This window comes from Allobosea sp. LjRoot9 (assembly GCF_964252745.1).
GTDB lineage: Bacteria > Pseudomonadota > Alphaproteobacteria > Rhizobiales > Beijerinckiaceae > Allobosea.
This window is the reverse complement of the sequence record NZ_CAXUPC020000008.1, coordinates 79838-92172: the sequence shown is the minus strand read 5'-3', so window position 1 is coordinate 92172 and position 12335 is coordinate 79838. Positions and strand designations below refer to the sequence as shown.

8 protein-coding genes are annotated in these 12335 nt (G+C 69.1%); 2 read left to right on the top strand and 6 right to left on the bottom strand.

The window, feature by feature from the left end:
* Nucleotides 1-28: 28 nt before the first annotated feature.
* Complete coding sequence (locus tag ACSQ3P_RS24755; RefSeq protein ID WP_436168125.1) at nucleotides 29-1423, bottom strand: MFS transporter; 1395 nt, start codon at nucleotides 1421-1423, stop codon at nucleotides 29-31.
* A gap of 98 nt (nucleotides 1424-1521) precedes the next feature.
* Here ACSQ3P_RS24755 and ACSQ3P_RS24750 point away from each other — a divergent pair, with 98 nt between their 5' ends.
* Both ACSQ3P_RS24750 and ACSQ3P_RS24745 read left to right on the top strand, forming a co-directional pair.
* The gene (locus ACSQ3P_RS24750; RefSeq protein ID WP_436168124.1) at nucleotides 1522-2469 is read left to right on the top strand and encodes a LysR family transcriptional regulator; all 948 of its coding nucleotides are present in this window, start codon (nucleotides 1522-1524) and stop codon (nucleotides 2467-2469) included.
* A gap of 262 nt (nucleotides 2470-2731) precedes the next feature.
* Nucleotides 2732-6763 carry an autotransporter domain-containing protein gene (locus tag ACSQ3P_RS24745; RefSeq protein ID WP_436168123.1) on the top strand — a complete coding sequence of 1344 codons (4032 nt, stop codon included), beginning with the start codon at nucleotides 2732-2734 and terminating at the stop codon, nucleotides 6761-6763.
* On the opposite strand, the gene ACSQ3P_RS24740 is transcribed toward ACSQ3P_RS24745, so the two are convergent.
* The 5 genes from ACSQ3P_RS24740 to ACSQ3P_RS24720 all read right to left on the bottom strand — a co-directional run bounded on the left by ACSQ3P_RS24740 (nucleotide 6753) and on the right by ACSQ3P_RS24720 (nucleotide 12302).
* On the bottom strand, nucleotides 6753-7919 hold the full coding sequence (locus tag ACSQ3P_RS24740) for a glutamine amidotransferase-related protein (protein ID WP_436168122.1): 1167 nt from the start codon (nucleotides 7917-7919) through the stop codon (nucleotides 6753-6755). The genes ACSQ3P_RS24745 and ACSQ3P_RS24740 overlap by 11 nt on opposite strands.
* Nucleotides 7920-7973: 54 nt before the next feature.
* Nucleotides 7974-9143, bottom strand: a complete 1170-nt coding sequence (locus ACSQ3P_RS24735) for a M24 family metallopeptidase (protein WP_436168121.1) — start codon at nucleotides 9141-9143, stop codon at nucleotides 7974-7976.
* Between the two features lie 3 nt (nucleotides 9144-9146).
* The gene (locus ACSQ3P_RS24730) at nucleotides 9147-10304 is read right to left on the bottom strand and encodes a mandelate racemase/muconate lactonizing enzyme family protein (RefSeq protein ID WP_436168120.1); all 1158 of its coding nucleotides are present in this window, start codon (nucleotides 10302-10304) and stop codon (nucleotides 9147-9149) included.
* A gap of 11 nt (nucleotides 10305-10315) precedes the next feature.
* Nucleotides 10316-11473, bottom strand: coding sequence for a M20 family metallopeptidase (locus ACSQ3P_RS24725; protein WP_436168119.1), 1158 nt, complete (start codon nucleotides 11471-11473; stop codon nucleotides 10316-10318).
* An 85-nt stretch (nucleotides 11474-11558) separates the two neighbouring features.
* Nucleotides 11559-12302, bottom strand: a complete 744-nt coding sequence (locus tag ACSQ3P_RS24720; protein ID WP_436168118.1) for an amino acid ABC transporter ATP-binding protein — start codon at nucleotides 12300-12302, stop codon at nucleotides 11559-11561.
* Between the last annotated feature and the right edge of the window lie 33 nt (nucleotides 12303-12335).

Genomic DNA, 12335 nt, shown 5'->3' with positions numbered 1-12335 from the left:
GGACGCCGGCATCAAGAAGACGCCGGCATCAGGCTCCGGCCCTGTGCCTTCCGTTCAATGAAGCCGGGAGCAGAAGGGAGGCCAGCACGCCGCACATCGACGCGACAGTGGCAAAGCCGAAGGGCCAGACGAAGCCGGCAGCGGCAAGGTCGGATGGCGTAAGCGCCCCAAGCGCAGCGACGCCCATCGCAAAGCCGGCCTGTCTCGCGATGACGGTGACGGCCGATGCCATGCCACTGGCCTCCGGCGGCGCGAGCGCCATCACGGCCCCGGAGAGTTGCGGATGCGACAGGGCGGCCCCTGTGCCGATCAGCATCATCCCGGCGAAGGCCCATGCGAGGGCCGGCACCGTTGCTTCCGTGAGCGCCGCGACAGTCAGCGCGCATCCGCCGATCGCGACCAGCGTCAGCGCCGATGCGAACAGCCGCCGCCAGCCCAGCCGGGCTGCGAGGCGACCGCCAAAGGGCGGGATGACAAGCATGGGGAGGGTCGCGGCCAGCAGCCCCAATCCGGCCGACCTGGCCGTCCAACCGAAGGCGCTACCCAGGAAAAGCGGCAGGTAGACGAGGACGGCCCAATATCCCGCCGAGACGGCCAGCAGCAAGGCGGCGATGCCGGCCATCGGTCGGCTCGCGAAAACGGCCGGATCGAGCATCGGCCGCGGCTGCCGCCGTTGCCGCACAGTGAACGACGCGACAAGCCCGGCCCCCGCCGCGAGCCCGATCGCCATGCGGATCAGCGAATGGCGGGCCTCCAGAATAGCAGCGATCGCCAACCCCAGCGCCAGGGTCAGGATAACGACCCCAAGCCAGTCCAGCGGCTTGTCCGTGTCGTCACGCATCTCGGCCACCATCCGCGGTACCACGAGGCCGATCAGGATGCAGAAAGGCAGATTGGCCAGGAAGATCCAGCGCCATCCCAGCCCGGAACTGATCATACCGCCCAGGCTCGGCCCCAGCGCCATGGCGACCCCGGAAACGACGCCGACGATGCCGAAGGCGCGAGCCCGCGGTCCCGGCGCCGGAAACGCGGAGGCGATCAAGGCGAAAGCCCCGGTCACGACAAAGGCCGCGCCGCCGCCCTGAGCCGCGCGGGCCACCAGGAAGAACGGACTGTTCCACGCAAGGCCACATGCAAGCGATGCTAGGAGGAACCAGGCATTTCCGATGATGAGCGTCCGCCGCCGGCCGAAGCGGTCGGCCAGGGCGCCCGCCACGAGCAGGGTCGCGGTAAAGGCGATGCTGTAGGCGTCGACGATCCAGGCCAGGCCGTCCACGGAGACGCCGAGATCCGTCCCGATTGCCGGCATGACGACCACGACCGAGGTCACGTCGAAATTCGCCAGGAAGGCGCCAAGACCCAGCGTGGCTGCGGTCAGCCGGCTGCGTGCGTTCCAGACATCGTCTTCCAGAAAGTGCTGCATGGCTCCGGCATGACGTGTCAGGCCAGCCCACGGCAAATGAGCATTGCTCCGCACGGCATGAAGCTGTTTCATGCGGTGTGCGTTCCCTCTCAGCCCAGATGCCGCCCTTCGCGGGCCTGCTCACTTTCGAGGCTGTGCTACGGCTCGGCAGCATGACGCTCGCCGCCGATGAACTCGGCCTGACGCAGAGCGCCGTCAGTCACCGGATACGGGCGTTGGAGCGCTTCTTCGGCGTCCCCCTGCTTGAACGGCTCAACCCCGGCCTGCGCGCGACCGAGGCAGGCCTGCGGCTCGCCCGCGAGCTCGCTCCGCTGCTGGGCACGATCGCGGGCATGCGACGCCGGATCGCCGACCAGCCGGGGCCGCGGGTCTTCCGGCTCGGCCTCAGCCCGTCACTGCTGGCTTGGTGGCTGTCGCCCCGCCTCCCCTCGCTCTGCAATGCCTTTCCAGACCTGTCCATTGAGGTTTGTACCTGGGACACGGCGGCCGAGGCCGCGCGCACCGAGGTTGACCTTGCCCTGCTGTGGCTGCCGCAGTCTGGCAAGCTGCAGGCTGACAGGATGGAAGAAGCCCGCGAGCTGCCCTTCCCGTCCGAGAGCGTCTTCCCGGTCGTCGCACCGGGGCTGCTGGGGAGCATCGGCCCGGGTCAGGATTGGCGGGCGCTGCCGCTGCTGGCGAAAGGACGGCGAGGCGAGGAGACGGAGCGGGAATGGTCCTGGGCGACCTGGTTGCGGAAAGGTCCCGGCCACGAAGCGTTGCGCTTCCGTGATATCGGCAGCTCCCTCCAGGCGGCGCTGGATGGCAACGGCGTCGCTCTGGCGCGTTCGCTGCTCGTCGCGGATGCCTTGCGTCAGCAGCGCCTGATGCGCCTGACCGGGCTGGGCGAGGCGCAGGCCTGCTCCAACACGCAGGTCGCCCGGTGGCGGGATCCCCACGACCGGACGGCCGAACGCATGGCGGCGTGGCTCGTATCGTCAGCGGGGCAGGACATGACGGCTGGTGAAGACATGACGGCGAGTGAAGGCATGGCGGCTGGTGCGTCGTGATTCGGCAGTCGGCAGTCGGCAGTCGGCAGTCGGCAGTCGGCAGTGAAGCAACGTTGTGTCCGCTATCCGTCAATCCCGGTCACCCCGGTTATGAGGTCACGGCCTTCCCCCTTGGGAACACGCGCCTTGCGCTGTGCCGGATTTGTTACAGCGCGCCGGCCAAAAGCCTTGTGAATGCTGGTTCATTGCCTCGCCCGCATAGGGCTGTATTCCCCTAGGTGAGCAGGGGTGTAAATCTGCTGCCACGGTCGGGGGGCCTTGCGTGTCGGCGGCAGAATTCAATCAGGAGCTTGCTCGGGCCAGACTGGCGCCGCGCCTGGTCGTCGCGATGCTCGCAGCGGGGCTCGCGCTGCCGGGGCTCGCGCCGATGGCGCGCGCCCAGTCGGTGACCGGCACGGGCGAGCTTTCCCCCACGATCCCGGCACCGCCGCTCACCAGCTGGGATCTGGGCGGGGTCGATCTCACCATCGGCGATGCCGGCACTGGCGCGCTGACGATCGCGGCCGGCGGCGCCGTTTCCGATGTCCGCTACGGCTATATCGCCAAGCAGGCCGGCAGCAGCGGTGCGCTGAGCGTGACGGGCGCCGGCTCGAGCTGGGCCAACGATCTCGGCGAGATCTATATCGGATATGGCGGCACCGGCACGCTGATGGTCGCGGATGGCGGCGCGCTCACGACCGGCGTCTTTCGAATCGGCAACAACGCCGGCAGCAACGGCACGGCGACCGTGACCGGCGCCGGCACCAGCCTGACCGCCTTGTATCAGACCTACGTCGGCGTTGCCGGCACCGGCTCATTGACCATCGCGGATGGTGCCACGGTCTCCAGTGGCGGGGGCGGCGGCTCCGGCTATATGGGCGGCGCCGCCACCGGCAATGGCACGGTGACGGTGACCGGCACGGGCTCGCGCTGGATCAACATCTTCGACCTCGGGGTCGGTCTTGCCGGCACCGGCGTATTGAGGGTCGAGAATGGCGGCGTCGTCGAGAGCTCTATCGGCCGGATCGGCACGATCACCACCGGCAACGGCACGGTGACGGTGACCGGTGCGGGCTCGCGCTGGACCACCTCGTCCGAGATCATCATCGCGGATGCAGGCACCGGCAGCCTGATCATCGAGAATGGCGGCGTGGTCTCCAGCGGCCAAACCTCCAATCGATCGGGCACGATCGGCTACAGCGCCGGCGGCAGCGGTACGGTGAGCGTGACCGGCGCCGGCTCGAGCTGGACCCTATCGCGCGATCTTGCCGTGGGCCGTCAGGGCAGCGGCGGGTTGACCGTCAGCAATGGCGGCACGGTTTCCAACCGTGCGGGCATCATCGGCCAGATGGCCGGCGGCAGCGGCGCGGTGACGGTGACCGGCGCCGGCTCGACCTGGACCAATTCCACCACGCTGTCCGTCGGCGCTGCGGGCAGCGGCACGCTGACCATCGCGGCTGGCGGCAAGGTCAGCGCGACGGTGACGACGCTGGCGGCCTCGGCCGGATCGAGCGGCACACTCACCCTCTCCGGCACCAGTGCGAGCGGCCGCGGCGCGCTCGAGACCGGGCAGGTCGTGAAGGGCGCCGGCACTGCGACGCTTACCCTCGACGGCGGTATCCTGCGGGCGACGCGCAACGAGGCCGATTTTCTCTCCGGCTTCTCCGCGCTGACGCTCGGTGCGGGTGGCGTCGTCCTCGACAGCAACGGCTTCAGCCTCGGCGTTTCCACCGGTTTCTCCGGCACTGGCGGGTTGACGAAGAGCGGCTCCGGCACGCTGATCCTGACCAGCGCCAACAGCTATTCCGGCGCGACCTCGGTCGCGGACGGCACGCTCTACGTCAACGGCTCCCAGGCGCTGTCGGCGGCCTCGGATTATACGATCGCGATCGGTACGCTGCTCGACGTCAATGACGGGCTCGGCATCGTCACGACCGGCTCGATCGCCGGCGCCGGCCAGATCCGGATCGAACAGGATTCGACGCTTGAAACCGGCGCGACCAACGCCTCGACGAGCTTCACCGGCGTGATCTACGACGCAGGCGCGCTCAGGAAGGTCGGCACGGGCACGCTGACGCTGACGGGGGAGAACACCTATTCCGGCGGGACGACGATTGCGGGCGGGGCGATCAGCATCGACAGGGAGAGCAATCTCGGCGCTTTCACGGGCGCGCTGACGCTGGATGGCGGCGTGCTGCGGGTGACCGGGACGACGCTGACCGGCCTCATCCGCAACATCGTCTTCGGCGCCGCGGGCGGCGGCTTCGACATCGCCGATGCCGGCAATACGTTCACGGTGACCCAGTCCTTCGCGGGCGCGGGCTCGTTCAGCAAGGCAGGCGCCGGCACGCTGGTGCTGGCGGGCACGCAGAGCTATTCCGGCGCGACCACGGTCACGGGCGGGATCCTGCGGGCCGGGCAGGCAGGCTCGTTCTCATCAGCCTCGGCCTTCACCGTCTCGGCCGGGGCGACGCTCGATCTCGCCGGCTTCAACCAGAGCATCGGTTCGCTCACCGGGGCCGGTACGGTGACGCTCAGCGCGGCTGCCCTCACCACCGGCTCGGATAACAGTTCGACGACGTTCTCCGGCGCGATCAGCGGCAGCGGCGGGCTGACCAAGACCGGCAGCGGCACGTTCACCCTGTCGGGGACGAACAGCTATACCGGCACGACGATCGTCACGGCCGGCAAGCTCGTGATCAACGGCTCGCTCGCGAGCACGGTTGCGCTCACCGGCGGCACGCTCGGCGGCTCCGGTACGATTGGTGGAGTGACGATCGGCAATGGCGCGACGATCGCGCCGGGTAATTCGATCGGGACGCTGAGTGTCGCCGGCAATGTCGCCTTCGCCACCGGCTCGATCTATCAGCTCGAGATCAACGCCGCCGGGCAGAGCGACCGCATCGCCGCCTCCGGCACGGCGACGATCAGCGGCGGCACGGTCGCGCTTGTGCCTGCGACCGGCACCTACGCGGCCGCGACGCGTTACACCATCCTCACTGCCGGCGGCGGCGTGACCGGCCAGTTTGCGGCGGTCACCTTGAACTTCGCTTTTCTGACGCCGGCGCTGAGCTATGACGCAACCAGCGTCACGCTGACCATGACCCGCAACGACACCGCGTTCGGCCCCGGCACTGCGGGCGCGAGCTTTGTCGCGCAGACGCGCAACCAGGGCTTCATCGCGGTCGCGGCCGAGCGGCTCGGCGTCGGCACCTCAGTCTATGACGCGCTGATCTCGGCGACAGTGGCGCAGGCGCGGGCCGGCTTCGACCTGCTCTCGGGCGAGGCGCATGCGCAGGCCGTCAGCGTCGCGATCAGCGAAAGCGCCCTGCTGCGCGAGGCGATCCTCGGCCGCCTGCGCGGGCCGTTGCTGACCGCGCCGGGCGGACAAGTCGCGGCCGCCTTCAGCGCCGACCTGCCGGGCCGGAAGGACGCGGTCACGCTGCCCTCGCCGCGCTTCGAGCAGCGCTACGCGTTCTGGGGCGAGGCGCTCGGCGGACAGGCCAACAGCGACGGTGACGGCAATGCGGCGAGCCTGTCGCGCCGCAGCGGCGGGGCGGTGCTGGGCGCCGACATGCTGCTCTACGACACGGGATCGCGTTCGCTGAGGCTCGGCATCGCCGGAGGCTACACCCAGTCGCGCTTCGATCTCGACGCCAGGCGCTCGACCGGCACGCTCGATAGCGGCCATGCCGCGCTCTATGCCGGCGCCCGCTTCGGCGCGCTGCGCCTCGATGCCGGCGTCGCCTATAGCCGGTCAGAGAGCGATATTCGCCGCCAGGTCGCGATCGGCAGCTTCGGTGACATCCTGCGCTCGCAGCGTCCCGGCGCGGTGACGCAGGCCTTTGCCGAGCTCGGCTACACCGTTGCCTGGCCAGGCGACGGTGTGGGCAAAAACCTGGCGTTTGAGCCCTTCGCCCAGCTCGCGCTGCTGCGCGTCTCGAGCGAGGCCACGACCGAGCAAGGCGGGGCTGCGGCCCTGCGGCTGTTCTCCTCCGAACAGACGCTGGGCTTCAGCACGCTGGGCCTGCGCGCGGAGGCGCAAGTTTCGGCGACGCCGTTCTTCGCCCGCGCCATGCTCGGCTGGCGCCATGGCTTCGGCGAATTGACCCCGCAGGCCGTCACCGCCTTCGCCGGCGGCACGACGCAGGCCCGCGTCTTCGCCGCCCGCCTCGACCGCGACGCGCTTGCCGCCGAGGCCGGCCTCGACTGGCGCGCCTCCAGCGCCACCACGCTCGGCCTTACCTATGCCGCCACGCTGGGCGAACGCAGCCGGGACCACGCCCTCAAGGGCCGGATCGACGTCAGGTTCTGAGGTACGGGACCGGTGTGGCGGGTGCGTCGCGAGCTGCGAGAAGGAAGGCAGGAAAGACGGGATGCGGCGCGCTCGCCGCGGGGGCCAGTTCGGGGTGACCCTGGAGGCCCAGGAAGAAGGGATGCGCCGGCCATTCGACGGCATCGGCGACGCGGCCGGCGAAGCTGGTCGCGCTGACGACGAGACCCGCCTCCTGCAGATCGCGACGCAGCGATGCAGCCAGATGGAAACGATGGTTGCAGCGCACGCGCATCGTCTGCATGCCCATCAAGGCGGCAAGCCGCGTACCCGGTACGAGATCGACATTTGCATCGCCGGTGCGATGCTCGGGCAGGTTCGCAGAACCATCGGCGGTCATCTCCGCCGCCATGGCGACGAAGCTCTTGGTTCGCGCCTCGGGATCGGCTTCGGCGAGGTTGACCATGCCATCCCCCAAAACCCTCTGCGCGAAGGCGGTCGTCATGGTCTGCATGCCCAGGCATAGGCCGAGCACCGGAACGCCGCGAGCCAGCGCAAATCGCGCCGCACGGATCTGGCCGGGGACATTGCCCATGTCCGAACCGCCCGGCAGGAGGATGCCGGCGGCATCCTCGTACAGCGCTGCATCGCTGTCCCGCGGATCGATGAAACGGATGGCGATCGCGAGATCGAGGGCCGCAATGGCCTCCTGCAGCGAGACGAGCGCAGCCGGGTAGACGTTGCGATGATCGTGCTCGCGCCCGACGAGACAGATGGAACGGGAGGGCTGGGCGGGCCAGGTGCGGGCAGGTGCCGCTTCCGCCTCCTCCGGCGCTGCAATCTCCTCATCGATCGCAATGCCGGCCTGCAGCGCGCCTTCGCGCAGCAGCCGGCCTTCCTGACCGAAGCTCGGATGGATCGGCACCACGACATCGGCCTGACGCGCCTCGGACAGGATCTCCGCAACGCTCGCCGCCGCCGCGATCGGGCGGCCCAGGACGCGCTCGGCGAAATAGAGCCCGCTCGGCCCGAGGCCGCCGGCGGCATGGACATATTGCTCGGCGTCGGGATGCGCCGCGAGATCGAACATCGCGGGCAGATGCATGAAGCGCGCGCCGCGGCGGCGCGCCACGACCGCCGCCGCTGCCCCGAACCGGGCCGGACGAGCCGTGTGGTCGATCACGAGATGGAGGGTCACGGCGTCCCCATGGTGCAAAGCGGGCAGTCGAGATGGATCAAGCCACTACATGGTTCAAGCCACCTGGAGCAGCGCCCTGTCGATGGTGCCGAGCACACGGTGGCCCGTTTGCGTCACCACGATCGTCTCGCTGACGCCGACGGTAAAGCGGCCATAGATGCGCAGCGCCGGCGGCAGGTGGAACGCCATGCCGGGCTGGAGTTCGGTCTTGACGCCCTTGTTCAAGTTCAGGATCGCGCCTTCACCCCAATCGGGCGCGAAGGAGATGCCGACGCTGTAGCCGAGGCGCTTGCGGAAGGCGTCGGTATAGCCGGCCTTGTCGATCACGGCCTGGCAGGCGAGATGGGGCACCTCGCAGGCGACGCCCGGCCGGATTTCGTCCAGGGCGGCGGCAAGGGCGTCCTGGCAGGCCTTCATCATGTCGCTCGCCACGGCGGGCGGCGCACCGAGCCAGGCCGAGCGCATCAGCGCGGCGTGGTAGCGGTCGTGGCAGGCGGCCATTTCGAGGAAGGCGGGGTCGCCCGCCTCGATGCGGCGGCGCTTCCAGGTGCCGTGCGGCACGCCCGAGCGCGGACCCGACGAGACCAGCGGCTCCATGCCCATATATTCCGAGCCGGCCGCGATCGCCGCGCCCATCATCGCCGCCACGAGATCGTTCTCGGTCGCGCCGACCTTCACGGCGGCCAGGCCCGCCTTCATCCCGGCATCGACATAGGCTGCGGCATGGTCGAGCTTCTCCAACTCCAGCGGCGACTTGATGGCGCGCAGCGCCTCGACGATACCGGCCGCATCGCCAATAGTGCCGAGCTCGGCCTGGAGCGCTTCATAGACGGCGATCGGCAGGAACCAGCCGCGCTTGTCGATGGCGACGCGCTTGCCGGCGAGGCCCTTGTCGCGGATCACCTTGGTCAGGAAGCCGACCGGATCCTCGCCGTCCTGGTAGATGGCGGCGTCCGCGATGAAGGTATTGGCGATGAAGTTGAAATATTCGAGCTGCCGGATGACGAAGACGGGATCGCCCTCGACCGGCAGCACCAGCGCCTGGAAGGTGTAGTAGCCCGGCGTCTGCTGCCCGGTGAGGTAGAAGATGTTCTCAGGCCCGGTGACGACCATCACGTCGAGCTCGGCCGCGGCGAGACGCTGGCGCGCCCTGGCGACGCGGCCGTCATATTCGCTCTTCGGAAAGGCCGATTCCGAGCCCTGTACGACGCTGCCGATATCCATCGCTCAATTCTCCCAGAGTGTCTCTGTGCGCTCGCGCGCGAAGGAAAGGCCGAGGCCTGGCAGCACTGGTGCGGACACCAGGCCATCCGCATAGACGAGGCCCGGCGCCGGATCGTTGCTCAGGCCGTCGGCGCCGTAGAGCTCGGCGAAACGCGGCTGCGTGGCGACGCATAGATGCAGCGCGGCGGCGGTGGCGAGGCCGCCCTCGTTCATCTGCCCGATCATGCAGGGCACGCCGGCCACTGCGAGCGCCCGGGCCGCGCGCAAAGCAGGCGCGAGGCCGCCGAGCTTCACCAGCTTCAGATGCGCCATCAGCCCGTGGCCGCCGCCGGCCAGGCGCATCGCATCATCCTCGCCCCTGACGCTCTCGTCGAGCATGATCGGGATCGGACTAGCCTCGGCGAGCCGCGCCAGCAGATCGAAGCCAACCGGCGCGACCGGCTGCTCGACATAGGCAAGATCGAACGGCGCCAGCGCCTCAAGCCGTGCCGGCGCATCCGCCAGGCTCCAGGCCGCATTCGCATCGACCGCGATCTTGACGCCGGCGCCGAAGCGCGCGCGCAGACTACGGATGCGGGCGAGATCCTCAGTGAAATCGGCCGCGCCGATGCGTACCTTCAGATCCTTGAAGCCGCGCCCGACATAGGCCTGCGCCTGACGCAGGAAGGTCGCATCGTCCGAGATGAACAGGGTCTGGTTGGTCGCATAGCTGACCGGCCCGGCCTCGGATTTGCCCAGCTCTGTCTTGCCCAGGTCTGACTTGCCCGGCTCTGACTTGCCCAGCTCTGACTCGCCCAGGAACGCCGCCAGCGGCTGGCCGGCGCGTTTGGCGGCGAGATCGTGCAAAGCGAGATCGACCAGCATGCGCAGCGGCGCACTTGCGCGCGACAGCAGCGGCGGCGGCGCGGCCAGGAGCGTCTCAGGGGCGGGCGTCAGGTCGAGGCCCGGCAGCAGCGCGAGCGCCTCCGTGACGACAGCCTCCGCGGCGAGCCCGTTGAGATAGGCGATGTTGATCCGGACCTCGCCTGTGGCCGTGATGCCGTCGGCGTCCTGCAAAGCGAGATAGAGCGTGTCGAGGCCCGCGACCGGCCCCGACGAGGCCGTGTGCAGCAGCAGGCCGCCGCCATAGCTCAGCATCGCCCGGTGCAGGGACAGGCGCATCGGCTTTCCCCTCAGCCCGACAGCATCGCGACGGCGACGTCGCGATAGATCAGGCTCGCGGTCACGAACTCGTCGACCGGCACGAACTCGTCGGCCTTGTGCGCGACGGAAAGCGAGCCCGGACCGATCACGACGCCCTCGGCGCCCGTCGCCCGGAAATGCACGAGGTCGCAGCCACCCTGGAAGCCGAACGGGCCCGGCTCGGCGATGCCGTGGCGGCGCGCCGCCGCGAGGCTGCGTTGCACGATCGGCCGGTCGGGGGCGGTCTCGGTGGCGCCGCCCGTGGTGGCTTTCCACTCCAGGATATCGGCGCGCAGGCCGAAACGCGCATGGGCCTGCTTCAGCAGCAGCGCGATCTCGGCCTTGACCCCATTCTCGTCCTCGCCCGGCACCATCCGCCGGTCGAGCAGCAGGTCGCAGGCGCCGGGCAAGACATTGTCGGCATGGCCGCCATGGATGCGCGTCACGGTGAGGCTCGCCTCGCCGACGAGCGGGTGGGTGCGGCGTCGGACATTCGCCTCATGCTCCTCGGCGACCATGGCGAGAAGCTGCCCGGCGCGCAGGACGGCGTTCTCGCCGAGATGCGGCGTGCCCGAATGGGCCGGGACACCGTGGACGCGCACGAGCGGGCGCAGGCTGCCCTTATGGGCGCTGTAGATCGTGTTGGAGGTCGGCTCGCCGACCACAGCGACATCGATCTTCGGCCGCTTGGCGGCATAGTGCTTGGCGCCCTCGCTGGCGATCTCCTCATCGGCGACGAAGATGGCGAGCAGCGTGCCCGACCAGCTCTCGCGCGTCGCGGCCAGCATGCGCACGGCCTCCAGCATGGCCGCGAGCGGCCCTTTGCAGTCGCAGGCGCCGCGCCCGTAGAGGCGCCCTTCCGCCTCGCGCAGGACAAAGGGATCGCTCGTCCAGCCGTCTCCGGCGGGCACGACGTCCATATGCGTGTTGAAGGCGAAGACCGGCCCCGGCCCGTTGAGCAGGCGCGCCTCCACATTGACGCGGCCGGGCTTGTATTCGTCGAGCGTGACATCAAGGCCGATCTCGCGCAGCCGCGCCGCGACATAGTCGGCCGCCTCCAGCTCGCGGCCGGGCGGGTTTTCCGTGCGGATGGCGATGAGTTCGGCGAGCTCGCGCTTCATGCGGGACGCGTCGGGGGAGGTTGTCATGGCGTGTCTCGAAATCGGCGGGTCGGAAGCTGATGCATGACGCCGAAAAGCGGGAACCGGTTTTCGAGCGACGTCATGCTCGTGCTCAATGCAGGATCTGGTCGAGGAATTGCCGCGCCCGCGCATTCACGGTGCCGCCGAAGAAATCCGCGCTGTTGGCGATCTCGACGATCCGCCCGGCTTCCATGAAGACGATGCGGTCGGCGGCGCGCTTGGCGAAGCCCATCTCATGGGTGACGACGATGCTGGTCATGCCCTCGGCCGACAGCTCCGCCATCACATCGAGCACCTCGCGGATCATTTCCGGGTCCAGCGCCGAAGTGGGCTCGTCGTAAAGCATCACCGCCGGCTTCATCGCGAGCGCCCGCGCGATGGCGACGCGCTGCTGTTGCCCGCCGGAGAGTTCGTCAGGGTAGCTGTCGGTCTTGTCGGGGATGCGGACCTTCTTCAGCAGCCCGAGCGCAATGTCATGGGCATCGTGGCGCGACAGGCCGAGAACCTTCATCGGTGCGAGCATGATGTTCTCGGCGGCGCTCAGATGCTGGAACAGCTCGAAATTCTGGAACACCATGCCGATCTCCTGCCGGATCATCGGTGCGGCTCTCAGATCCTGCCCGATATCCTGCCCCTTGAAGACAATGTTGCCGCGGTCGGGCGGCTCCAGCAGGTTCACGCAGCGCAGCAGGGTCGATTTTCCGGAGCCCGACGGCCCGATCAGCACGACGGTCTCCTTCTCGTGAACCTCCAGCGAGCAGGTCTTCAGCGCCTGGAGCTGGCCGAAGCTCTTCTCGATGCCGATCAGTTCAAGCAGCGGGCGTTGCGCGGTCATGATGGCCTCCCGCGATCGGGACAGGATGCGTGC